The organism is Nocardioides cavernae (assembly GCF_016907475.1).
GTDB classification, from domain to species: Bacteria; Actinomycetota; Actinomycetes; order Propionibacteriales; family Nocardioidaceae; genus Nocardioides; species Nocardioides cavernae.
Genome location: NZ_JAFBCA010000001.1, coordinates 1,012,832 through 1,036,998, shown reverse-complemented (window position 1 = coordinate 1,036,998; position 24,167 = coordinate 1,012,832). Strand labels below are relative to the sequence as shown.

The window sequence follows — 24,167 nt, the reverse complement described above, 5'->3', positions numbered from 1 at the left end:
ACCGATCACCGGGTGCTGTTGCCCCGGGGCACATAGCGTCCGTCAAGTTCGAGTTGACGCGATCCCCGGGGGAAGCATGTCCACGTCCTTGTCCGGCGCTGCCGTGCGCCGGTTTGCCTGCACCGCCATCACCCTCGCCGTGGCTGCGGTGACCCTCCAGGCCGCGCCCGCGAGCGCCGCACCGGCAGCTCCGGAGATCACCGGGCCATCCGGAGACACCGGTCCGTCGGTCGAGGTGACCTGGCAGCCCGTGGAGGACGCCGCTGGCTACGAGGTGCGCATCGACAACGACCCCGCCTTCGGTTCGCCGGAGTGGACGTCCTCCACCGTCAACACCGTCTCGGTGCCGACCAGGCTCCTGCCCAAGGGACAGCAGCACGTGCAGGTGCGGTCCAAGGACGCCGCAGGCGTGTGGAGCGACTGGAGTGCGAGCGGTTTCACGGTCGGGACTGTCGCCGGCCCCACGCTCACAGGCCCCGAGAACGGCATCACGTTGGCCCAGCCCGCCGATCCCCCCCTCCTGACGTGGACCCCGGTCGCCGGCGCCACCACCTACACCGTCGAGGTCGACACCGAGGACGCATTCGTCAGCCCCAGCACGTACACCACCGAAGCGACTGCACTGGTCGTGCCCGACAACCAGGCACCCGACGTCACCTACTTCTGGCGCGTGCGGGCCGACCTCACAGATGGCTACTCCACCGAGTACTCCGACATCCGGACGTACGTCGTGGCGCCCATCGCCCAGCCGGAGATCACGAGCCCGGGCTCCGACGAGGACATCACGGACGTCGTACTGGACTGGAGCCCTGTCGCAGGCGCGAAGTACTACGAGCTCCAAGTCGATGACGACGTCGACTTCGGGTCGCCGGAGTCGGTGCCCGCCAAGATCTACGGCACCCGGTTCTCGCCACGCACGACGTTCGGCAACGACCAGTACTTCTGGCGCGTGCGCGCCCGCGACCTCGACGACAACCCCACGGACTGGGTCCGGCTCGCGGAGGCGGACCACTATGCCTTCGACCGGGTCTGGCGCGAAGTCCCGAGGTCCGTCCACCCCCGTGGAACTGCCCAGGCGCCGGCGACTGTCAGCGACGACTTCTACTACGAGTGGACGCCCGTCCGGCACGCCTCACACTACGAGCTCTGGGTCAGCACCGACCCGAACTTCACCGAGCCGACCTTGGACACGGTGCAGTGTTCCGTTGCTGGGACGACGTACACGCCCGGCGAGCTGACTCCCCTCGACGTCTGCATGCCAGGGGCCGAAGGCGGCACCTACTACTGGAAGGTCCGCCCGATGGACCTGCCGTACCCGAGCGGTGTGGCCGGCATCTTCTCCGACACCCAGGCCTTCGTCTACGAGGATAGGGAGGCCTTCCGTGTCACTGCGCCCGTAAACGGTTCCACCGTCGCGGTGCCCACGCTCGACTGGGCGCCGGTCCCCGGTACTGAGGACTACCAGGTGAACCTCTACAAGGGCAATGGATCCCGGCTGCTCTCCCGCAGGACCCACTCAACGTCGTTCACCCCGATGAACGTCGTGATGAAGCCGGAGGACGGGCCGTTCCGCTACGAGCTCAGCGCCCTCGACGACGGCGGCCGGATCTCGATGACCACCGGCCGGTCCTTCTCCCTCAGCGCCGGGCTCGACACCAGCTCTCCGCTCGAGCCGGTCGGCGCTCCGGCGACGTACGACGCCCCCAACCTCCGGTGGGGAGCCCTGGCGGGCGCCGACCACTACCGGGTCGACATCGGCGACAGCGTCACCGGGAACTGGTTCGCTGACGGTGTTGCGCCCGTACTGGCCGAGAAGCTCCCCTTCCCGGCGGCCACCGACGTGTCGACCCGTTTCCTCGCCGAGGGCACCTACATGTGGCAGGTCTCGGCGTACGACGACAAGGGGGGTCACCTCGAGACAGGTCCTGTTGGCACGTTCACCGTGCTCCCGCTCGGACCGGTAAGCGGCCAGCGCCTCGCCCTTACGGGCACCAGCCTGGACCTGGACAACGCCTGCGCTATGACGCTGGCCGACGGCGCGGACCAGCTCTGTGACGACGTCCCCTCCACGCCGGTGCTCGACTGGGACCCGATTCCCTACGCGTCGGAGTACCGGGTCCACGTGTCGCGCGACGGCGACTTCACGACGCCGCTGGACCCGACTCCGCCCCGCACCGTGAACACCCGGTGGGCGCCCACCTTCACCTATCCGTTCAAGGCACTGCAGGAGAGCCAGGCGCAGACGCCGTACTACTGGTTCATCCAGCCCTGCAAGTCCGCTACCCAGTGCGGTCCTGACCCGACGTCGACCATCAACCCGGCCCGTCATGCCTTCCGCAAGTCCTCGCCGGACCTCGAGCTCCTCGCACCGGCGAAAGGCACCATGGTCACCAGCACCGAGATCACCTTCGCCTGGAGGGACTACTTCGACACGAATGTTGCGACGCCGTACGGCGCGACGGGTGAGGCGAGCTACCAGTCTGCGATGAAGTACCAGTTCCAGATCGACGACGACCCGGCCTTCGCGTCCCCCATCGAGACCGTCGAGGTGGACCAGCCGACGTACACCTCGGCGGACAGGCTCTACCCCGAGGGAACGCTCTACTGGCGGGTGCAGCCGGTTGACGTCAACGACAACAAGCTCGGCTGGTCGGGAACGAGGACGGTGGTCAAGAAGAGCCCCACGCCGGAGCTCAGCTCCCCGCTCGTGACCACCACGGGTGAGGTCCCCGAGGTCAGCGGGTCCGTCGCCTTCACGTGGCGGGCGCAGCCGTTCGCCGGCTCGTACGAGATCCAGGTGGCGGCCAACGCGGACCGCAACTTCTCCGCGACCAACCTCAAGGTGAACCGTTCCACCAAGCGCCCCGCGTACACCACGGGTCTCGCCGGTCAGGCCACTCTGCAGGCGTCTGACACGTCGTACGTCTGGCGGGTGCGCCGCGTCGACCCGACCGGCAACAAGGGTGACTGGTCGGCGGTGGGCGAGTTCAAGGTCGCCCTCGAGCAGCCCACGCCTTTGGCCCCCGACGCCGGAGCCACGGTGGGACCCCGCGGCGTCGTGCTGCGGTGGTCCGCGGTCGCCGAAGCAACCAGGTATCGGGTCGAGTTCCGCACCCAGGGCGCGACATCCGCGACGACCACGACCACCCCGGCCACCGCCTGGGCGCCCGTGACCGCCCTGAAGGTCGGCACGTCGTACCAGTGGCGGGTCGCGTCGGTCGACGTCGACGCTCGCTACTCCGACCCCGGGCCTTGGCGCACCTTCACCGTCGGCGGCGTGCCGACGGCCTCGAGCCCGGCCAGCATCGACGGCACTGGCGTGTTTGGCACGACGCTCACGGCCGTCCCACCGACGTGGAACGTCCCGGGCGTCACGAATACCTATCAGTGGCGTCGCAACGGCGCACCCGTCGATGGCGCCTCCGGCACGACCTACGCCGTCCGCGTTGAGGACATGGATGCCTCGATCACTGTGGTCGTCACCGGCACCTCGACGGAGTTCGGGACCGGCAGCTCGGCCAGTGCGGCCGTCGTGGGCAGGCGCGCTCCGGGCCCGATCGTGACCGCCGAGCCGGTCATCTCCGGCAGCGGCAAGGTCGGCAGCCAGCTGACCTCCACCGCTCCCACCTGGGACACGGCCGAGGCCACCACGACGTTGCAGTGGATGCGCAACAACACCGCGATCTCCGGGGCCACCACACCCACCTACACCGTGGCATCCGGCGACCTCAACGCCTCCATCACGCTGAAGGCGGTCGGTGAGGTTCCCGGTCGGGAGCTGACATCCTCGCTGAGCAACGCGATCATGGCGGTGGAGGGCGCAGCCGCCACGACGTCGGCCCCGCCGAGCATCCAGGGCAGCCCCCAGGTCGGCGCCAAGCTGACCAGCACCGCCCCGACGTGGGACCAGTCCGGCGTGCAGCAGAGCATCCAGTGGCTGCGCAACGGTCAGCCCATCAGCGGCCAGACGACGTCGTCCTACACCGTGCGGCCCGAAGACGTCGACGCGTCGCTGACCGTGCGCTACTCCGGCGCACTGCCGGGGCGGACCACCGCGATCGTCGCCAGCGAGCCCGTCATCGGGCTGCTCGGTGAGGCCCCACAGGCCACCTCGTCGCCGACCATCTCCGGCACGCGCAAGGTGGGCACATCGCTGACCAGCTCGCCGCCCAGCTGGAACCTCTCCGGGGTCCAGCAGTCCGTCGAGTGGCTGCGCGACGGCCAGCCGATCGACGGCCAGACCACGTCGTCCTACGTCGTGCGGCCCGAGGACCTCGAGACCTCCCTCGCCGTGCGCTACACCGGCACACTCCCCGGTCGCGCCACCGGGACCGCGACGAGCAGCGCGGTCGTTGCGCTCCTCGGAGACGCGCCCACGGCCACCACGCCCCCGAGCATCTCGGGAGCCCGCAAGGTAGGCACGGAACTCCTGGCCACCGCCCCGGCGTGGAACCTTCCGGGCGTCGAGCAGACGATCCAGTGGCTCCGCAACGGGCAGCCGATCGCGGGCGAGACCGCAGCGACCTACACCGTCCGCGCCGAGGACGTCAGCGCCTCGCTGGCCGTGCGCTACACCGGCACACTCCCCGGTCGCGCCACCGGGACCGCGACGAGCAGCGCGGTCGTTGCGCTCCTCGGAGACGCGCCCACGGCCACCACGCCCCCGAGCATCTCGGGAGCCCGCAAGGTAGGCACGGAACTCCTGGCCACCGCCCCGGTGTGGAACCTGTCGGGCGTCGAACAGACGATCCAGTGGCTCCGCAACGGCCAGCCGATCGCGGGCGAGACCGCAGCGACCTACACGGTCCGACCCGTCGACGTGAGTGCCGTTCTCACCGTGCGCTACAGCGGCACCGTCCCCGGGCGTGCCGTCGGCACGACCACCAGTGTCGGCGCCACGGGAGTCCAGGGTGACGCGCCGACCGCGCAACCCCTGTCCGCTCCTTCCGGTTCCGGCCAGGTCGGCACGACGCTCGTGGCCCCCGAGGCGACGTGGTCGCCGTCGTCGGTCCAGCAGACGCGTCAGTGGCTCGTCGACGGCCAGGCGATCGCCGGCGAGACCGGTCCGACGTACGTCGTCCGCACGTCGGACATTGGCCGGCGGGTCTCGCTACGGGTGAGTGCCACGATGCCCGGCTGCGCCACGGGCACGGTGACCTCCGCGGGGGTGCTGGTTCCGACCCCGACGCCCACGCCGACGCCCACGCCGACGCCCACGCCGACGCCGACCCCGACCCCGACGCCGACCCCGACCCCGACGCCGACCCCGACGCCGACTCCCGCCCCCACGACCGCCTCGTCGAAGACCGTCCTCAAGGCGCCGAAGTCGGTGACGGCCGGCAAGCGTGCCAAGGTCACGGTCAAGGTCTCGGCGACTGGCGTGTCATCGCCGCTGGGCCTGGTGAAGATCTACGCCGGGCGCAAGCTCGTGGGCCAGGTGAAGCTGACGGCCGGCGCCGGAGGAGGCGCGACCGTGCGTCTCGCCAAGCTCACCCCGGGCAGGTACAAGCTCAAGGCCACGTTCGTAGCGGCGACCGGTGTCGCCGGCTCGAGCTCGAAGGTGGTCGCGCTCAAGGTGGTGCGCTGACGGCCTGGTCAGTCCCAGTCGAGGCCGCCGCGCCGCCACTCGTAGGCGTAGGCGAGCGACAGGTTGAGGATGAACAGCACCACGGCGAGGTAGCCGAAGCTGCCGAGCTGGTCGAAGTGCACCGCCCACGGCACGAGGAACATGATCTCGACGTCGAAGATGATGAACGTCATCGCGACGGTGTAGTAGCGCACCGGGATCGTGCGGGCGTTGCGGCCCGGGTCGGCGACCGGATCGATGCCGCACTCATAGGAGTCGAGCCGGGCGCGGTTGTAGCGCTTCGGTCCGACGACCGAGCTCATCAGCACCGAGCCCACGGCGAACAGGCCGGCGATCGCGGACAGGACCACCACTGGGAGGTAGAGCTCCACGGGTCGCTCCTCGGTCGGGGACGAGTGCCCCAGTCCTAGCAAGACGGGGCAAACGCCCGGACCGGGCGTTGCCTGGCGCACCCGGCGGGACGACACTCGGACGATGACCTCGGACGCGGTCCCGCGAGCGGCGGGCGCGGCGCGGGGGCGGCCCGACTGGGGCGCGGTCCACGCCGACCTCGCCGACGCCCGTGACGGGTTGCCGACCACCGAGCTCGGCCTCCTGGCCGAGTCGGCCTGGTGGGTCGGCAACGCGCCGGAGTCGATGGAGGTCGAGGAGGAGGTCTACCACCGCCTCCTCGCCGAGGGGCGGACCGAGCTGGCAGCCGACCGCGCGCTGCGACTCTCGCTGCAGTGGTTCGTCCGGGGCGACGTCCCGGTGGGTACGGCGTGGCTCTCGCGGGCCCGGCGGGTGATCACCGGCCTGCCGCGAGGCGTCCTGCACGGCTACCTGCTCTACGTCGACCACGCCGTCGACCTGGACCTCACCGGCGACGCCGACGCGGGGGAGGCTGCGGCGCGAGAGATCGCCGACCTGGCGGCCGAGCTCGGCGAGCCCGCCCTCGAGAGCTTCGCCCTCGCCACACGCGGGATGGCGGCCGTGCGCCGCGGCGCGACGGGCGAGGGCTTCGCCGACCTCGACGAGGCGATGCTCCCCGTGGTGGCCGGACAGGTCGACCCCCTCTGGTCCGGCGACCTCTACTGCACGGTCGTCCACCTGTGCGACGAGCTCGGCGACCTGGCCCGGATGCGCGCCTGGACCGAGTCGATGGCCCGATGGGCAGCGCCGCAGGGCCGCACGTTCATGTACGCCCACGTCACGCGCATCCACGAGCTCCAGCTGCTCGTCGCCGAGGGATCGTGGGAGGTCGTCGAGGAGGAGCTCGGGGCGCGCAGCGCCGACCTCGTCGGGGCACACGGCTGGCTGGCCGGCGAGGGCTACTACACGCTCGGCGAGGTACGACGACTGCGCGGCGACGCCGCCGGGGCCGCGCAGGCGTACGCCACCGCGGGCGGCCTCGGCCACGACGCGCTGCCCGGCGCCGCACTCCTGGTCCGCGACGAGGGGCGACCCGCCGACGCCCTGGCCGCCCTGCGGGTCGGGCTCGCGGGCGCCACCCGCCTCGGCCGGGCGCGGATGCTGCTCGCCGCCATCGACCTGGCACTGGCGGGTGGCGAGCCGGACTATGCCCGCACGCTCGTCGACGAGCTGGCGGACACCGCGTCGTGGTTCGCGACGCCCGGGCTCCGCGCCCGGGCCGACCAGGGCCGAGCGGCGCTGCTGATGGCCGAGGGGCGCCCGGCGGACGCGATCCCGCTGCTGGAGCGGGCCGCCGGGGTGTACCGCGACCAGCGACACCGCTACGCCGGCGCCTCGGTCCACGAGGCGCTCGCACACGCCCACCGGGCCGCCGGCGAGACCGACCGCGCCGACGCAGCCGCCGCCACGGCACTCGCGATCTACCGTCGTCTGGGCGCGGCGCCCGACGTCGCCCGACTGGCCGAGGGGCGGAGTCACCCGTGCGGGCTGACCGACAGGGAGGTCGAGGTCCTGGCTGCGGTCGCGGCCGGTGCGACCAACCGCGAGGTGGCGACCAGGCTGGTGATCAGCGAGAAGACCGTCGGGCGGCACCTCAGCAACATCTTCACCAAGGTCGGCGTCCGCACCCGCACGGCCGCCGCGGCCTGGGCACGCGAGCACGACCTGGCCTGAGGCGTACGCCCCACGGGCCCGTCTCGGGATGGGGCGTCCGCCCGACGCGGCCGGCGCCCGCGCGCTCCTACCGTCCAGGGAACACCACCCCGACCCCAGGAGACCGTCATGACCACGCTCGAGTCCGCACCCACGGAAACCCCCGCGACCGCCGATCCCGAGGAGGTGGCCGGCCGGGTCGTCGCGATCCTCAACGACGGCGCGATCTGCCTCCTCGCCAGCCTCGGCCACGAGCTGGGCATCTTCGAGACACTCGCCGCGCTCCCGCCGGCGACGAGTACCCAGGTCGCAGACGCGGCGGGCCTCGACGAGAGGTACGTGCGTGAGTGGCTCGGCGGGATGGTGACCGCGGGCTTCGTGCAGTACGTCCCCGACGACCAGACCTACTACCTCTGCCCCGACCACGCGCCGTTCCTCACCGGCACCGGCCCGGACAACCTCGCCCGCACCATGCGGTTCGTCACCCTCATGGGCCAGGTGCAGCCCAAGGTCGTCGAGACGTTCCGCCACGGCGGCGGACTGTCGTACGACGACTACCCCGGCTTCCACCACCTCCAGGCCGCCGACAGCGCAGCCGTCAACGACGCCTCGCTGCTCGACACCATCATCCCGCTGGCGGGGATGACCGAACGGCTCCAGCAGGGCATCGCCGTCGCCGACATCGGCTGCGGCGAGGGACACGCGGTCAACCTCCTCGCGCGCGCCTTCCCGAGCAGCTCGTTCGTCGGCTACGACTTCAGCGCGGACGCGATCGAGGCGGCCCGTGACGAGGCTGCCGCGTGGGCACTGACCAACGCCCGCTTCGAGGTGCTCGACGTGGCACGCCTGGCCGAGGAGTCGGCGTACGACCTGGTCACGACGTTCGACGCGATCCACGACCAGGCCCACCCGGCCACCGTGCTGGCCAACGTCCGGCGCGCCCTGCGGCCCGACGGTCGCTACCTGATGGTCGACATCAAGGCGTCGAGCAACCTCGAGGAGAACCTGGACCTCCCGTGGGCCTCGTTCCTCTACGCCGCCTCGACGGTCCACTGCATGTCGGTGTCCCTCGGCCAGGGAGGTGACGGCCTCGGGACCGTCTGGGGCGTCCAGACCGCCGAGCGGATGATCCGCGAGGCAGGCTTCTCCGACGTGGTCGTGCACGACCTCGAGGCCGACCCCTTCAACGCCTACTTCGTGGCGAGCCCGTGACAGCCACAGCGAGACATGCGTCATATCCGGGTCCCGGTGCGCGGCGGTAGTTTGCGCCCATGACACGCCCCGCCAAGGACTTCTTCGCGCCCCTCGCCGTCGGTGCGCCCGCGCCGCCGCGCGAGATCCCGGCCCGCCCGAGCCGCGCCATCCACTTCTTCGACCCGGGCAACGCGAAGATGGCCGCCAAGGTGCCCGACATGGTCGGCACGGTCGACGTGCTGCTCGGCAACCTCGAGGACGCGGTCAAGGCGGAGAACAAGGAGAAGTCGCGCCAGGGCCTCGTCGACATCGGGAAGGCCACCGACTTCGGGCCCACGCAGTTCTGGACCCGGATCAACTCGCTCGACAGCCCGTGGGTGCTCGACGACCTCACCACCCTGGTGCCCGAGATCGGCGACAAGCTCGACGTGATCATGGTGCCGAAGGTGCAGGGCGCAGAGGACATCCACTACGTCGACCGCCTGCTCGCGCAGCTCGAGGCGAAGGCCGGCCTCGACCGGCCGATCCTGGTGCACGCGATCCTGGAGACGGCGCGCGGCGTGGCGAACATCGAGGAGATCTGCGCGGCCAGCCCGCGCATGCAGGGCCTGTCGCTCGGTCCGGCCGACCTGGCCGCGGACCGCCGGATGAAGACGACGCGGGTCGGCGGCGGGCACCCCGGCTACCTCGTCCGGCAGGACCCGGTGCGGGACGACCTCGGCGTGCCGCAGTACGACTCCCAGCGGACGTCGTACCAGCAGGACCTGTGGCACTACACGATCGCGCGCATGGTCGACGCGTGCGCGATGCACGGCATCTACCCCTACTACGGGCCGTTCGGCGACATCAAGGACACCGTCGCCTGCGAGGACCAGTTCCGCAACGCGTTCCTCCTGGGCTGCGTCGGCGCCTGGAGCCTGCACCCGGCGCAGATCACGATCGCCAACAAGGTCTTCTCCCCCAGCGTCGAGGACGTCGCCCACGCCCGACGGGTGATCGCCGCGATGGGCGACGGCACCGGTGCCGTGATGATCGACGGGAAGATGGAGGACGACGCCTCGGTGAAGCAGTGCCAGGTGATGGTGGCGCTCGCCGAGGAGCTCGCCGCGATCGACCCCGAGCTCAAGAAGCAGTACGACGCGATCTCGGCGGACGGGGAGGTGCAGGCATGAGCGACTTCACCCCCCTCCGCTCGGTGCTCTACATGCCGAGCTCCAACGAGCGCGCGCTCGAGAAGGCGAAGACGATCGCCTGCGACGGCCTGATCCTCGACCTCGAGGACGCCGTGGCGCCCGACGCCAAGCCGGCGGCCCGCGAGGCGGCGGCCGCCGCGGCCGCCAGCGGCGACTACGGGCGTCGTACGCTCACCATCCGCGTCAACGGTCTCGGCACCCAGTGGCACGACGACGACATCGTCGCCGCCAGCCAGGCCGGACCCGCCGCGATCGTGGTTCCCAAGGTCGACAGCGCCGAGGACGTCGGGCGGCTGGTCACGGCGATGGAGAAGGCCGGTGCGCCCGACCACACCCGGCTCTGGGCGATGGTCGAGACCCCGGTCGCGATCCTCGACGCCCTCGCCATCGCGCGGGCCTCGGAGCGGATCGGTGCCTTCGTCCTCGGCACCAACGACCTGGTCAAGGAGCTGTACGCCGAGCACGTGCCGGGGCGCGCGCCGATCCTGCCCAGCCTGCACACCGCCCTGCTCGCCGGCCGTGCCGCGGGCATCGCCGTCATCGACGGCGTCTACAACGACGTCAAGGACACCGAGGGCTTCCTGTCCGAGTGCGAGCAGGGCCGCCAGATGGGCTTCGACGGCAAGACGCTCATCCACCCCGGCCAGGTCGAGGGCGCCAACGCCGCCTTCGCCCCGAGCGTGCAGGCGGTCGAGGACGCCCGCGGCCTGATCGCGGCCTGGGAGGACGGCAAGGGGGCTGGCGTGGTGACCTTCAACGGCAAGATGGTGGAGAACCTGCACGTCGAGTCCGCACGTCGCACGCTGGCCATCGACGAGGCGATCAAGGCGCTCGGCACCGCCTGACCGGGCCACCCGACGGGGTGGACAGAGGATGGACAGTCCTTCACCCGTAGGGAGGAACCGACTTTGCGAACCGGGTCGGGGACCGCCAGAGTGATCCGGCCCGCCCATCGTGGGCCGGCCGCATCACCCCGCGTCACCTAGGAGATACCCATGATTGTCCTCGGACTGATCCTTCTCATCCTCGGGATCCTGCTTCCCCAGAACATCCTGCTGACCCTCGGCCTGATCCTGATCGTGGTCGGCCTGGTGCTCAACTTCGTTCCGATCGGCGGCTCGGCCCGACGGGTCTGGTAGCGGCTCGCCACCTGGCGACAGGGCCCCGGACACCGCTGGTGTCCGGGGCCCCGCTGCGTCACGGGACGGATATTCGCGTGCCGGGCACGGGGGGACGGGACACAATCCTCCGGTGACGACCGAGGACCAGCAGGTGCCTGCCCGCGCCAGGACCCACCACGTCGCGCTGGTCCACGACGGCGCCGTCTGGTCGGCGGACGGAGCGCTCCCCACCTTCGTGCACGCGGACGAGGACGACGGCGACCCGACCCGGACGGCGACCCGCCACGTGGCCGACGGCGTGCACGCCGCCCCGCCGGTCCGGTTGCCCAAGCCCGACGAGGACGTCAGGGCCGACATCCTCCACGTCCTGGCGCTGAGGGACGATCCCGACCGGGTCACCGGCGGCACGTGGTTGCCGATCGGCGACCTACCCGAGCCCTTCGGCGCGAAGGTCGGCACCGCGCTGGCGCAGCACACCGGCACCGCGCCACGACAGCGACCCGACTGGTTCCGCGCCGGGTGGTACGACCGGGTCGAGGCCTGGATCGACGACTTGCTGACCGTCCGCGGTCGCCGGCGAACGGGACCCGTCCGCACGCACCGCGTGTGGTCCATCTCCGCGGTGCTCGAGGTCCCCACGTCGGACGGCGTCCTCTGGTTCAAGGCGTGCTGCGACCACTTCCGCGCCGAGGCAGCGATCCTCCACCGCCTCTCGGAGCGGCTGCCCGACCTGGTGCCGATCGTGGTGGCGGCCGACGAGGCGGAGGGCTGGTTGCTGATGGAGCCGCTCGCCGGTGCGTCGGACCGTGCCGCCGGCGCGCCGCAGGCACTCGCACCGGTGTGGGCGGCAGCCCAGCTCGCGTCGCTCGACTGGCTGGACGCGCTCCGGGCCAGCGGGTGCCCGGACCGCGGCCTCGAACCCACGCTCGCAGCCTGGCGCCGCGTGCTGGCCGACGACCCGGAGATGGCACTGCTGGCCGACGACGAGCGCGTCGCTGTCCTCGGGGCGGCCGACGAGGTGGAGGCGCAGGTCCGGGAGTTCTGGGCGACCGGCCTGCCCGACACGTTGGCCCACGGCGACCTGCACCTCGGCAACGTGGCCTACGACGGACAGGCCCTCCGCCTGTTCGACTGGACCGACGCGTGCATCAGCCATCCGTTCCTCGACGGCAGCCACCTGGCGTACTTCGTGGCGTCCGACACCGCGGGCGAGGACACTGATCAGCTCGTCGGCGCGTTTGCCGAGCCCTGGCGTGAGGCGTACCCGGACGCTGACGTCGACCGCGCCCTGGCCCTCGCGCCGCTCGCCGACCTCGTCTTCCAGACCGTCACCTTCGCCGGGATCGCCGCCGCCACCGAGGAGGGTGCGGGCGACTTCACCGGAGTGGTCGCCCAGCTGGTGAGGTCCTCGGCGCGACGGGTCGGCGCCCTTCCCGCGGACACCTGACCCGCCGCCCCGGACGTACGGCAGCGCGGTCAGGCGCTCTCGGTGCCCCGGCGGAAGCGGTCGTTGATCCAGGTGCTGGCCGTGCCCATCCAGCCGGCGAGGTCGTGGACCAACCGGCCGAGGGTGTCCTGGGTGCGCTCGAACGCAACGGTGTAGCTGGCGGCCGCCTCCTGCGCGGCCGCGCTGACCGAGGCGGTGTCGTCGTCGGCCCGGCGCGGGTAGTCACCGCCGAGGATCGTCGTGTAGACGCCCGAGTCGATCCAGCGCCGCAGCTCGGTGGCCCGGACGACGGCGAAGGGGTGGCTCTGCTGCTGCAACAGCGAGAGCTTGATCAGGGACTCGCGGACGTCACCGCCCTCGTCGTACTCCGACCCCTGCTGGAGGAACGACGTGACGTCGAGCTCGTCGAGCGTCCCGCCGCTCGCGATCTTCATGTGGGTGCGAAGGGCCGCGGTCGGGTCCTGGGTGGCCAGCAGGCCGGCGCGGTCCGCGGACAGCTCGGCCTTGCGCGACCACTCCAGCAGGCCGACGGTCACCATCCGGATGCCGATCGCGCCGCCGGGCACGGCGCTGAGCAGCCCACCGAGGCCGAGGAGCCGCATCAGCAGCGTGCGGTAGACCGCGTGCCCGCTGACGGCGTGGCCGAGCTCGTGGCCGATGACGAAGCGGAGCTCCTCGTCGTCCAGGTGGTGCACCAGGCCCGACGAGAGCAGGATGATCGGCCGGTCCATCCCGATCGTGATGGCGCTCAGCGTCGGGTCGGCGTTGACGTACAGCTCGGGCAGCTCGCTGACGTCGAGGCTCTTCCCCACCTCCGCGAGAAGCCGGTGCAGCCGGGCGAACTGTCGCTCGTCGACGCGCACCGCCGACCCGAGCAGCGTCAGCCGCCCGGCCCGCTCGCGGAAGACCCCCGACATGGTCTTGAGCAGCACGTCGAAGCCCTTGAGCTTGCGCAGTGCGACGAGCGCGCCCTTGTCCGCCGGGTGTTCCCACGCGCGCGAGCTGATGTCCGTGAGCACGACGCGCGAACGCGCCGGCTTCTTCTCCCCCGATGCCATGGAGGGATCCTGACGTACCCCGCCGTGAAAGTCAGCCGTTCGGCGAGGACACCGTCAGGTCAGGCGACCGCCGCTCGCGCGGCCGCCTCGACCTGCGCCCGTCGGTCGGCCCAGAACGCCGCGTCGTGCCCCTCCGCCGCCATCGCCTCCGCGTCGGTGCCGACCGCTCCGTCGAGCTCCTCGCGGAGGATGTCGGCGTGGCCGGCGTGCCGACTGGTCTCGGCGAGCAGGTGCACCAGGACGTTGAAGAGGGGCACCTGTGCGTCGCCCCACCACTCCACCCGGCCGACTGCGTCGAGGTCGAGCGCCGCCACGGTCGCGTCGCTGTGCGCCCACACGCGCCGGTAGCGGTCGACGACGTCGCTGCGCGACTCGTCCGCGGTCGCCCACATGTCACCGAGCCGGTCCGCCTCCACGTCCCACCGCGGCAGCGGCTCGGGGAACGGGCGGTCGAAGACCTCGCCGAGGTAGCGCGCCTCCCAGGTCGCGAGGTGCTTGACCAGCCCGAGGAGGTTGGTCCCGGTGGCGGTCAGCGGGCGCCGGACGTCGTACTCCGACAGGTCGTCGAGCTTGTCGAGCACCGCCTGGCGCTCGTGCTTCAGGTACGAGTGCAGGTTGGCCTTCGCGGCGTCGGCGTCCATGGGACAGCACCCTGTCACCGACGCCGCGACGGCCGCTGCTCACCCGTGCGGGTCGGGGACGAACGGCCCGCGTTCGCGGATCGTGTCCGCGGGCACCGTGTCGCGGGTCCAGAGCGACCCGTCGGCAGCGGCCCGGAGGATCGCCGTGCCGGCCACCTCTGTCTGCTTCGCGATCATGCCGCTGCTGGCCTGGCCCATGTCGCCGCGGGCCTCGTAGAGCACCGAGGCCGAACCCAACAGGCCGTAGGCGTTGCGGGCGATGCCCGGGAACGGGGTGCTCGGGTAGCGCGTGATGTTGGCGTAGCCCTTGCCCTCCAGCGCATCGAGCATCTCCGACACCACCCGCTTGGAGTCGGTCACGACGCCGGCGAACTGCTCGCTGATGCCGAGGGCCGCCGCCTCCTCCTCCGCGTTGGGCCACATCACCGAGCCGGTGATCATCCGGCCGTCGTCGTCGACGTAGGTCCCCTGGTGGTGGAAGTCGACGACCAGCCTCGGCTGCCGCTCGTCCCACAGGAGCCGCATCGCGATCGCCTCGGGCACCGGGTTGTTCGTGTCCGGACCGGGCTGGTACGGGTGGTCGTAGGCGCTCGCGGAGTACGAGTGGTAGCGGTTGATGTCGTAGCCGCGGCCGGCCTGGTAGAACTCGCAGAAGGCCGGGCACGACGTGTCGAAGTTCTGTCGCCACGGCGTGGTGTTGCCGGCCAGGTCGGTCACGTCGGCGTCGAAGCCGTCGACGTTGACGCGCGGGACGATGGTGACGGTGAGCGCGTCCCTGATCGCCCTGGCCTCCGCGGACCCGCCGGTGAGCCCGCGGACGACGCTGATCATGGCGTTGGACACGATGTACTCGTCGCCGTGCTGGTTGGCGACGAACATGATGTCGGTGTCGCCGTCGCCGATCGTCACGACGGGGATCTCGCGGCCGGTGTTGGAGGGGAGCGGCGCCGGGCTGAGGTCGAAGCTTCCCTGCGCGCGGCCCTCGATCGACTCCAGGGTGCTCCAGAGCTGTTCATAGCTGCGGATGGCGTTGGTGTTTTCCCCGCCCTGCGGCCACGGGCCGCCCGGGGTGGTGGGCGGATCGGCGGTCGCCGGTCCCATGGTGCCTGCGGCTGCCAGCGCGACGGCCGCCGCGGCGAGGGCGCACGTCCGGGTGCGCCTGGTGATGGATGAGTGCATGAGCCTGCCTCCCGATAGGTGGTCTCGCGTCCATCCACCCATCGGGTCCGAGGGGTGTCAACGCCTACCGGCCGGTCACCCCTCTACGGGCGAAGGGCGAGCTCAGGCCTCCCGCATCGGCACCCGGACCCCACGCTCGTCGGCGACCTCGATGGCGCGGTCGTAGCCCGCGTCGACGTGGCGGATGACGCCCATGCCGGGGTCGTTGGTCAGCACCCGCTCGATCTTCTCCGCCGCGAGGTCCGTGCCGTCGGCGACGGTGACCTGGCCGGCATGGAGCGACCGACCGATGCCGACGCCGCCGCCGTGGTGGAAGGACACCCAGGTGGCGCCCGACGCGGTGTTGACGAGCGCGTTGAGGATCGCCCAGTCGGCGATGGCGTCGGACCCGTCGAGCATCGCCTCGGTCTCGCGGTAGGGCGAGGCCACCGAGCCGCAGTCGAGGTGGTCGCGGCCGATCACGATCGGCGCCTTGAGCTCGCCGCTGGCGACCATCTCGTTGAACTTCGCCCCGGCCTTCGCGCGGTCGCCGTAGCCGAGCCAGCAGATGCGGGCCGGCAGGCCCTGGAACTGCACCCGCTCGGCGGCCATGTCGAGCCACGCGTGCAGGCGCGCGTACTCCGGCTTCTCGTCGGCCGGGAAGAGCTCCTTGATGGCCCGGTCGGTGGCGTAGATGTCCTCGGGGTCACCGGACAGCGCGGCCCAGCGGAACGGCCCCTTGCCCTCGCAGAAGAGCGGTCGGATGTACGCCGGCACGAAGCCGGGGAACTCGAACGCCCGGTCGTAACCGCCCTTACGGGCCTCGTCGCGGATGGAGTTGCCGTAGTCGAAGACCTCGGCCCCCGCGTCCTGCAGCTCGACCATCGCCCGCACGTGGCGCGCCATCGACTCCTGGCTGCGCTTGGTGAAGCCACGCGGGTCCTCGGTGCGTTCGCGCTCCCAGTCGTCGTACGACGTCCCTGCCGGCAGGTAGAAGAGCGGGTCGTGCGCCGAGGTCTGGTCGGTGACGATGTCGACGAGCGGTCCGTCACCCTGCTCCTGCCGGGCGAGGTGGCGCTCGAGGATCTCGGGCAGCACCTCGGCAGCGTTGCCGAGGAGGCCGATCGACAGGCCGCGCCGCTCGGCGCGGGCCGCGAGCGCGAGCTCGAGAGCGTGGTCGAGGTCGCGCGCCTGGACGTCGAGGTAGCGGGTCTCGAGCCGGCGGTCGATGCGGTGCTGGTCGCACTCGACGCAGATGGCCACGCCGTCGTTCATCGTCACGGCCAGCGGCTGCGCGCCGCCCATGCCGCCGAGTCCGGCAGTCACCGTGATCGTCCCGGCGAGGGTGCCGCCGAACTTCTTGTCGGCGATGGCGGCGAAGGTCTCGAAGGTTCCCTGGAGGATCCCCTGGGTGCCGATGTAGATCCACGAGCCGGCCGTCATCTGGCCGTACATCGTGAGACCGAGGTCCTCGAGCCTGCGGAACTCCTCCCAGTCGGCCCAGTCGCCGACGAGGTTGGAGTTCGCGATCAGCACGCGCGGTGCCCACGCGTGGGTGCGCATCACACCGACGGGCTTGCCCGACTGCACGAGCAGCGTCTCGTCGTCCTCGAGGTCGCGCAGGGTGCGCACGAGGGCGTCGTACGCCTCCCAGCTGCGCGCAGCCTTGCCGGTGCCGCCGTAGACGACGAGGTCCTCGGGGCGCTCGGCGTTGTCGGGGTCGAGGTTGTTCATCAGCATCCGCAGCGGCGCCTCGGTCTGCCACGACTTCGCGGTCAGCTCGGTGCCGGTGGCGGCGTGGATCGGGAGGCGGTGGTTGCCGTGAGGAGCGTCCGTGGTCATGCCTTCATGAAAGCGCCGTGGCGCCGGCGGACGAAAGAGTGCGACCCGGATCGCAGTCTGTGATCCGAGACTGCGCCCCTCCGCCCAGGGTCAGCGAGCGCCGTTACGGGCCCGAGCCCAGGCCCGCGCAGATCCCATCAGCTCGGCCCGGGTGATGTAGGAGTCAGCGGGTCGCAGGTAGGGACGCACCTGGCTCACTCCGTTGGAGCACAGGGCGTCGTTGTGCCAGTTGTGGTCCATCGTGGGAGACCACCAGCACCTCCACAGGGCAGCCGCTGAGGGTGCCGATGCGGAACGCGGACTTCCAGGTCCCGGCAACGCCTGGGCTGCAGGCCCGACCCCGGCCACGCCGAGGACCACCAGGACGATCCCGCAGATGCTCCTTCTCACGACACGTGAACGTAGTACCGGCCGCGAGCTGCGTCTCCAGAACGGCACAACTGCACCGACGCAGGAAGGGATCCCGCGTGTGACCTCAGGCCAGCTCGCCGACCACGGACTCGGCGGCAGCGAGCACGGCGCCGGACTGGACGAGGTCGACGGCGGCCTCGATCTCGGGCGAGAGGTGGCGGTCGGGGCCGGGGCCGGCGATGCCGTTGCTGCGCAGGAGGTCGACGACCGCACCGGTCGCCGGTGACGGGGTGAGGGGCGCGCGGAGGTCGAGCGCGCGGGCCGCGGTCAGCACCTCGACCGCGACCACCCGCGACAGCCCGTCGACGGACCGGCGCAGCTTGCGGGCGGCGTTCCAGCCCATCGACACGTGGTCCTCCTGCATGGCGCTGGAGGGGATGGAGTCCACCGACGCCGGGACCGCGAGCCGCTTCATCTCGGAGACGATCGAGGCCTGGGTGTACTGCGCGATCATGTGCCCGCTGTCGACCCCCGGGTCGGCCGCGAGGAACGGCGGCAGCCCGTGGCTGCGCGCCCGGTCGAGGAAGCGGTCCGTACGACGCTCGCTGATCGACGCGACGTCGGCGGCGACGATCGCGAGGAAGTCGAGCACGTAGCCGACCGGGGCCCCGTGGAAGTTGCCGTTGGACTCGACGCGGTCGCCGACCACCACGGGGTTGTCGATCGCGCTGGCCAGCTCGCGGCCGGCGACGGTCGCGGCGTGCTCGACGGTGTCACGGGCAGCCCCGTGCACCTGCGGCGAGCAGCGCAGCGAGTAGGCGTCCTGGACGCGGTTGCAGTCGCCGGTGCGGTGCGAGGCGACGATCGCGGAGCCGGCCATCAGCGCGGTCAGGTTGACCGCCGACAGGGCCTGGCCGGGGTGGGGGCGGATGTCCTGCAGCTCGGCGGCGAAGACCCGGTCGGTGCCGAGCTGCGCCTCGACGCTCATCGCCGCGGCGACGTCGGCAGTGCGCAGCAGCATCCGCAGGTCGGTGATCGCCATGACGAGCATGCCCAGCATCCCGTCGGTGCCGTTGATGAGCGCGAGGCCCTCCTTGGCGACCAGCTCCACCGGCTCGAGGCCGGCGGCGGCGAGGGCGTCCGCGGCGGGGACCAGCGTGCCGTCGGCGTCGCGGACCTCGCCCTCTCCCATCAGCGCGAGCGCGCAGTGCGAGAGCGGGGCGAGGTCGCCGGAGCAGCCGAGCGAGCCGTACTCCCGCACCACCGGCGTGATGCCGTGCGACAGCAGGTCGGCCATCAGCTGCGCGGTCTCGCGGCGTACGCCGGTGCGACCCGTCGCGAGCGTCGAGAGTCGCAGCAGCATGAGCGCCCGCACCACCTCACGCTCCACCTCGGGACCGGACCCGGCAGCGTGGGACCGCACGAGGGACCGCTGCAGCTGAGCGCGCATCTCGGTGGGGATGTGGCGGGTGGCGAGGGCGCCGAAGCCGGTGCTGACGCCGTAGGTCGGCGTCTCCGCGGCGGCGAGCGCCTCGACCACCCCGCGGGCACGGTCGATCGCGGTCAGCGCGTCGTCGGCGAGGACGACGGAGGCGCCCTCGCGGGCGACGCGGACGAGGTCGTCGAACGAGACGGGGCCGACCCCGACGTGAACGGTCTGCATGCCCCTCATCCAACGCCTGTCGGCGGGTCGCCGCCAGAGGCCGTCGAGCGCCGCAGTCTCGCATCCGAGACCGGATCACTCACCCGTACGGAGGGCACCGAAACCGGCGGCGCGTGGCACGGTGGATGACGTGCGGCCCGCCCGGGCCGCGCAGGCAAGACCGATAACCTAGGAGGTCCCCGATGGACACGACGACATGGATCATCGTCCTGGTCGTGGTGCTGGTCGTGGCGGCGCTCGTCGCCTGGCTGGTCACGCAGCAGCGGAAGAAGAAGCAGCACGAGCACGCCGAGCAGCTGCGGACCGAGGCCCACGAACACGCCCGGGACATCCCGGAGACCCAGGTGCAGGCCAAGGAGGCCGAGGCCGAGGCCGAGCGCGCGCGGCTCGAGGCCGAGCGCGCGCAGACCCGTGCCCGTGAGGCCCAGGTCGCGGCGACCCAGCAGCAGGCGGTGCACGAGGACCGGCTTCGCACGGCTGACCAGGTCGACCCCCGCGTGGACACCTCGTCGGACGACTACGCCCCCGGCACGACGGCCGACGGCCGCAGCACCGCGACGCACGACCCGGACACGGTGCTCGACGCGGACGACCCGCGCCGCACGGACGGGACCGACGAAACCCGCCGCGTCTGATCCGCGCGCCTCGCGACGCAACGCAGGACAGGGACGGCCGGTGCTGGAAGACTGGCCGCCCCTGTCCCGTGAAAGAGGAAGCCCGTGACCACCCTCATCATCGTCCTCGTCATCATCGCCGTCGTGATCGCTGTCGCGGCGTTCCTCGTCCAGAGGAAGAACCGCGAGGCCAACGTCGCCCGCGCCGAGCAGCTCCGCGCCCAGGCCGCGACGCAGGCGCAGTCCACGATCGCCCCCGCCCAGGAGCGCGCGGCGGCCGCTGAGGCCGAGGCCGAGGAGGCCCGCGCCGCAGCCGCCAAGGCCGAAGCGGAGGCCCACGAGGCCCGACTGGCCGCGCAGCAGATCGAGGCGACCCACGAGGGACAGGTCCGCGCGGCCGACCGGGTCGACCCGCGCGTCGACCACAAGGCCGACGACTACGCACCCCAGGTCCCGGGAACCGCCGACCACACCCCGACCCCGCCGTCGGAGGTCAACGCCGAGCCGGCCGCCACCGAGCCGACCGCGACCGAGCCGGCCGCCACCGAGCAGCCGGTGACGGAGCCGGCCACCGAGCCGGCCACCTCGGAGACCGAGGACGGCACCCAGGACGGCACCCAGGACGGTCGGGCCCCGCTGCTCCCGCGCCGCACCCCGGGCGCCAACGAGATGCCCGGCAAGCCGATCGAGCAGACCGACACCGGCGGCGGCTGGTTCACCAAGGGATCCGGCTCCGACAAGGCCTGACCGGCGCGAGTCGTCTGGACCACCCTGACTGATCCCGCCCCCCGCCCTAGAGTCGAGGGTCGGGACCAGTCATGCCACGCCTCGACCTGAACGACCGCGAGCAGTGGGCCCTCCGGGACCTCCTGGCCACCGAGCCCTGTCCGGGGTCCCCCCTGCCGACACGCCACGTGCTGGAGCTGCTGTCGGTGCTGATCCACGCCGACGAGGTGGGCGCGATCTACCAGGACGGCAGCTACGCCGTCACCGACGGGATCTCCCTGGGCGGGATGCCCGGCGTGGACCGGACCCTGCCGCAGGCGACGCCGGGACCGCACTACCTCGGGATCCTGCACTGGGGCGCCCACCCGGTCGCCGCCCAGGCCTGCCTCGGCGGGCTCAGGGGGCGGCAGGACCGTCTCTCCATCGGCTTCCGCAACGGCGCCCACGGCGTGGTCCAGGTCGCCCTGGACCGCTGGAACGGTCCGTTCGACGACCGCGACGTCGCCATGCTGCAGATGCTGGCGCCGCTGCTCGCCCGGCTGTCGCGCGAGCGGCTCACCCCCCAGCTGCCCACGTCGCTCACGACGCAGGAGCGCCGCGTCCTGAGCCACGTGGCGGCTGGGCGGTCCAACGCGGAGATCGCCGAGGCGCTCTTCGTCGCGCCGTCGACGGTGCGCAAGCACCTCGAGAACACCTACCGCAAGCTCGGCGTGACGAACCGGGTCGCCGCCGTGGCCCGCCTCCAGGGCCGCGACCTCCCCGACATCGACCTGCGCGAGCGGCTGGCCCGGCTCAACTGAGGACGAACATTCGCCGGGATGCGAATACCCGTGGCCGCGCGGACTCTTCGACGCTGGGCACACACGCCCAGCCGAAAGGTCCGCCATGAAGAACCTCCGTTCGCGCGCCGTCCTGGTCGCCGCGGCCCTGCTCGCCACCTCGACCCTCGCCAGCTCACCCGCCGCCTCCGACGGCTCAGGTGGGAAGCACCGGCATCCCCACCACGACCCGCCCGCCTCCACCGAGAGTGCCCAGGTGGTGCTCGACTGGCAACGCACCGCGATCGCCACTGTCTATCCGGCAACGCCCATCCCGACAGGCATCCCGGTCCTCGGCTTCACCTCGCTGGCCATCGACGACGCGGTCACGACCTCGCTCAGGTGGGGGTCCAGCTCCGAGACCGCGGCTGTCGCGACAGCGGCACACGACGTGCTGCTCCACTACAACCCGGGTGCTGGCGCCGCCCTCGACGCCCAGCTCGCCACCACCCTCGCCGGCGTGCCCGACGGGGCTGCCGAGGACCGGGGGGCGCGCGCCGGTGAGCGTGCCGCAGCACGGATGATCGCAAGCCGGTCCGGCGACGGCTACGGCGACACCACGATCCACTACACCCTGCCGCCCGGCATCGGCGCGTGGCAGCCGGTCCCCCCGGCGACGGACATGCTCGGCGCGTGGCTGGGATCTGTGCGACCGCTGGTCATCAAGCACCCGGTCCGGGTCGACGGTCCCGACCGGCTCACCAGCGCGGACTACACGACGGACTACAACGAAGTGAAGCTGCTCGGGTCCATGACGTCGGCGATCCGCAGCCAGGCGCAGGCGGACACCGCTGTCTTCTTCAACACCAACCCCGCGATCATGCAGGGGGACGCGCTCATCCGGAACCTCGAGAGCAACCCCAAGAGCCTGGAGCAGACCGCACGGTTGTTCGCGGCCCTGCACGGAGCCATGGCCGACTCGGTGATCCGCTGCTGGCAGCTCAAGCGGGACGTCGGTTTCTGGCGACCCTTCCAGGCCGTCGCCGGGGCTGCCGATGACGGCAACCCGGACACGCAGCCCGAGTCCGGCTGGACGTCGTACCTGCCGACGCCCCCCTACTCCGACTACGTCACCGGGCACGGGTGCCTCACCGGATCTGCGGTCGAGGTGATCAGGACGGTCCTCGGCGAGGACACACAGCTCGAGCTGCGGTCGTTGTCGCTGACCGGCGCGGTGCGCACCTATCCCACGTTGACCGCCCTCGAGTACGACGCGCTCAACTCGCGCATCTGGGGCGGCCTGCACTTCCGCGACGCGATGAGCGACGGCTACTCCATCGGACACCAGACGGCGCGGATGGTGATGAAGAGGCTGGACTGACCCCGGGACGTGCCACGATCGGCCTCGTGAGCCAGGTCCCCGCAGCGACGCGCACCCTGCGCGTGCTGCGGTTCCTGGCCACGCAGGCCGACCCGGTCCCGCTCGACCGCATCGTGCGCGCGTGCGACCTGCCGCGCAGCACGGCGTACCACCTGCTCAACACGATGATCGACGAGGGCTTCGTCGTGCACCTGCCCGACGAGCACCGCTACGGGCTCGGCGTGGCCGCCTTCGAGGTCGGCAGCGGCTTCACCCGCCAGGAGCCGCTGGCCCGCCTCGCGCGCCGGCCGCTCGCCGAGCTCGTCGACCGGACCGGCCACGGCGCCCACCTCGCGGTGCTCCACGGACGCGACGTCCTCTACGTCATCGAGGAGCGGGCACCCGGGCAGCCGCCACTGGTCACCGACGTCGGCGTACGCCTGCCCGCCCACCTGACCGCTTCCGGCCGCACCATCCTCGCCGCGCTGCCGGCCAGCCAGGTCCGGGCGCTGTACCCCGACCGGGGCGCGTTCGTCGACCGCCACGGCAAGGGCCCGTCGTCGTTGAGCGCCCTGCGCGCCGTGCTCTCCGAGACGCGGCAGCGCGGCCACGCGACCGAGGACGGCGAGGTGACGCCCGGGCTGCAGAGCGTCGCCGCTGCCGTGCTCGACCACAACGCGCACCCGGTGGCCGGGGTGGCGGTGACGTTCCCGAGCGACGCCGGCGACGTCGACGCGATCGCGACCGCCGTGACGCTGACGGCCGCCCGGCTGACCCGGCGGGTCAGCGGGAGGGCAGCAGGCGCGCGTTGACGATGATCCGGGTGCGGTAGACCCCGGTCAGGTCGTTGCGGTCGCCGCACGTGATGAGGACCAGGCGCGGGGCGCCGCGATCGCTGAAGAGCCCGGCGACGGCCGAGCGCGTCATTCCGGTGACCCGGCGCACGCGGGTGACCTCGAAGCGGTTTCGTCCTACGACGACGTGGTTGCCGGGGCGCAGCCGGCCGAGCTCGTCGAACACGCCGGGTCCCTTGGACCACGTGTGCCCCGCGAGGACGGCGCTCCCCTGCTGGCCGGGCAGCACGCCCGAGCGCCAGCGGTAGACGTCGCGGACGCTGCGCCCGATCGCGAGGTGGCCGGCCCGCGTCACGCCGACCGGGATGATCCCGGCGTTCACGCCGATCGCCGGGATCGCGAGTCGGCCGAGCGCCGCGGATCGCTCGGTCCCGCCGGCGTCGGTCGTCACCGGACCGGCACCCGCGGGCGCACCCACGAGGACGGCCGCCGAGACCAGCACGACGACCAGCAACCTGCGCATGCCCCACATCGCTCGACACCCCTCCGTCAGCCCGCCGGACGAGCCCCCTCCTCCGGCGCTCGGAGGCTACGCC

19 protein-coding genes are annotated in these 24,167 nt (G+C 71.9%); 12 read left to right on the top strand and 7 right to left on the bottom strand.

Translation table 11 applies throughout. The features are described 5' to 3' along the window. The first annotated feature begins 76 nt into the window (after nt 1-76). Complete coding sequence (locus JOD65_RS04825) at nt 77-5,587, top strand: Ig-like domain repeat protein (protein ID WP_191193495.1); 5,511 nt, start codon at nt 77-79, stop codon at nt 5,585-5,587. Nucleotides 5,588-5,595: 8 nt separating this feature from the next. Here the strand turns inward: JOD65_RS04825 and JOD65_RS04820 are convergent, their stop codons facing one another. Beyond that, complete coding sequence (locus tag JOD65_RS04820; RefSeq protein ID WP_191193496.1) at nt 5,596-5,958, bottom strand: NADH-quinone oxidoreductase subunit A; 363 nt, start codon at nt 5,956-5,958, stop codon at nt 5,596-5,598. A 103-nt stretch (nt 5,959-6,061) separates the two neighbouring features. Between JOD65_RS04820 and JOD65_RS04815 the strand changes: the two genes are divergently transcribed. The 6 genes from JOD65_RS04815 (at nt 6,062) to JOD65_RS04790 (ending at nt 12,606) form a co-directional block, all read left to right on the top strand. Continuing rightward, nucleotides 6,062-7,672 (top strand): helix-turn-helix domain-containing protein, encoded by a 1,611-nt coding sequence (locus tag JOD65_RS04815; RefSeq protein ID WP_191193497.1) that lies wholly within the window; start codon nt 6,062-6,064, stop codon nt 7,670-7,672. A gap of 108 nt (nt 7,673-7,780) precedes the next feature. Next, on the top strand, nt 7,781-8,863 hold the full coding sequence (locus JOD65_RS04810) for a class I SAM-dependent methyltransferase (protein WP_191193498.1): 1,083 nt from the start codon (nt 7,781-7,783) through the stop codon (nt 8,861-8,863). A gap of 59 nt (nt 8,864-8,922) precedes the next feature. After that, a complete protein-coding gene (locus JOD65_RS04805; protein WP_191193499.1) occupies nt 8,923-10,017 on the top strand; it encodes an HpcH/HpaI aldolase/citrate lyase family protein in 1,095 nt (364 codons plus the stop codon). After that, nucleotides 10,014-10,883 carry an HpcH/HpaI aldolase/citrate lyase family protein gene (locus JOD65_RS04800; protein WP_191193500.1) on the top strand — a complete coding sequence of 290 codons (870 nt, stop codon included), beginning with the start codon at nt 10,014-10,016 and terminating at the stop codon, nt 10,881-10,883. The genes JOD65_RS04805 and JOD65_RS04800 overlap by 4 nt, the downstream gene beginning before the upstream one ends. A gap of 150 nt (nt 10,884-11,033) precedes the next feature. Beyond that, a complete protein-coding gene (locus JOD65_RS04795) occupies nt 11,034-11,177 on the top strand; it encodes a hypothetical protein (RefSeq protein WP_191193501.1) in 144 nt (47 codons plus the stop codon). 112 nt (nt 11,178-11,289) lie between these two features. Beyond that, nucleotides 11,290-12,606 carry a phosphotransferase family protein gene (locus JOD65_RS04790; protein ID WP_191193502.1) on the top strand — a complete coding sequence of 439 codons (1,317 nt, stop codon included), beginning with the start codon at nt 11,290-11,292 and terminating at the stop codon, nt 12,604-12,606. A gap of 29 nt (nt 12,607-12,635) precedes the next feature. On the opposite strand, the gene JOD65_RS04785 is transcribed toward JOD65_RS04790, so the two are convergent. The 5 genes from JOD65_RS04785 to hutH all read right to left on the bottom strand — a co-directional run bounded on the left by JOD65_RS04785 (nt 12,636) and on the right by hutH (nt 19,319). Beyond that, nucleotides 12,636-13,664 (bottom strand): M48 family metallopeptidase, encoded by a 1,029-nt coding sequence (locus JOD65_RS04785; protein WP_191193503.1) that lies wholly within the window; start codon nt 13,662-13,664, stop codon nt 12,636-12,638. Between the two features lie 59 nt (nt 13,665-13,723). Next, nucleotides 13,724-14,305 carry a DinB family protein gene (locus JOD65_RS04780; protein WP_191193504.1) on the bottom strand — a complete coding sequence of 194 codons (582 nt, stop codon included), beginning with the start codon at nt 14,303-14,305 and terminating at the stop codon, nt 13,724-13,726. Between the two features lie 39 nt (nt 14,306-14,344). Continuing rightward, nucleotides 14,345-15,484 (bottom strand): M14 family zinc carboxypeptidase, encoded by a 1,140-nt coding sequence (locus JOD65_RS04775; protein ID WP_191193505.1) that lies wholly within the window; start codon nt 15,482-15,484, stop codon nt 14,345-14,347. A gap of 102 nt (nt 15,485-15,586) precedes the next feature. Beyond that, nucleotides 15,587-17,305 (bottom strand): urocanate hydratase, encoded by a 1,719-nt coding sequence (gene hutU, locus JOD65_RS04770; RefSeq protein ID WP_191193506.1) that lies wholly within the window; start codon nt 17,303-17,305, stop codon nt 15,587-15,589. Nucleotides 17,306-17,780: 475 nt separating this feature from the next. After that, the gene (hutH, locus tag JOD65_RS04765; protein WP_191193507.1) at nt 17,781-19,319 is read right to left on the bottom strand and encodes a histidine ammonia-lyase; all 1,539 of its coding nucleotides are present in this window, start codon (nt 19,317-19,319) and stop codon (nt 17,781-17,783) included. 182 nt (nt 19,320-19,501) lie between these two features. Here hutH and JOD65_RS04760 point away from each other — a divergent pair, with 182 nt between their 5' ends. The 5 genes from JOD65_RS04760 (at nt 19,502) to JOD65_RS04740 (ending at nt 23,589) form a co-directional block, all read left to right on the top strand. Beyond that, on the top strand, nt 19,502-19,954 hold the full coding sequence (locus JOD65_RS04760; protein WP_191193508.1) for a hypothetical protein: 453 nt from the start codon (nt 19,502-19,504) through the stop codon (nt 19,952-19,954). 84 nt (nt 19,955-20,038) lie between these two features. Beyond that, nucleotides 20,039-20,680, top strand: a complete 642-nt coding sequence (locus JOD65_RS04755; protein ID WP_191193509.1) for a hypothetical protein — start codon at nt 20,039-20,041, stop codon at nt 20,678-20,680. Between the two features lie 71 nt (nt 20,681-20,751). After that, entirely contained in the window at nt 20,752-21,459 is a 708-nt protein-coding gene (locus tag JOD65_RS04750; RefSeq protein WP_191193510.1) for a helix-turn-helix transcriptional regulator, read from the top strand. A gap of 85 nt (nt 21,460-21,544) precedes the next feature. After that, nucleotides 21,545-22,798 carry a vanadium-dependent haloperoxidase gene (locus JOD65_RS04745; RefSeq protein WP_191193511.1) on the top strand — a complete coding sequence of 418 codons (1,254 nt, stop codon included), beginning with the start codon at nt 21,545-21,547 and terminating at the stop codon, nt 22,796-22,798. A 26-nt stretch (nt 22,799-22,824) separates the two neighbouring features. After that, nucleotides 22,825-23,589 carry an IclR family transcriptional regulator gene (locus JOD65_RS04740; protein ID WP_191193512.1) on the top strand — a complete coding sequence of 255 codons (765 nt, stop codon included), beginning with the start codon at nt 22,825-22,827 and terminating at the stop codon, nt 23,587-23,589. Here JOD65_RS04740 and JOD65_RS04735 read toward each other — a convergent pair. Continuing rightward, complete coding sequence (locus JOD65_RS04735) at nt 23,561-24,094, bottom strand: class F sortase (protein WP_191193513.1); 534 nt, start codon at nt 24,092-24,094, stop codon at nt 23,561-23,563. The genes JOD65_RS04740 and JOD65_RS04735 overlap by 29 nt on opposite strands. Nucleotides 24,095-24,167: the final 73 nt, after the last annotated feature.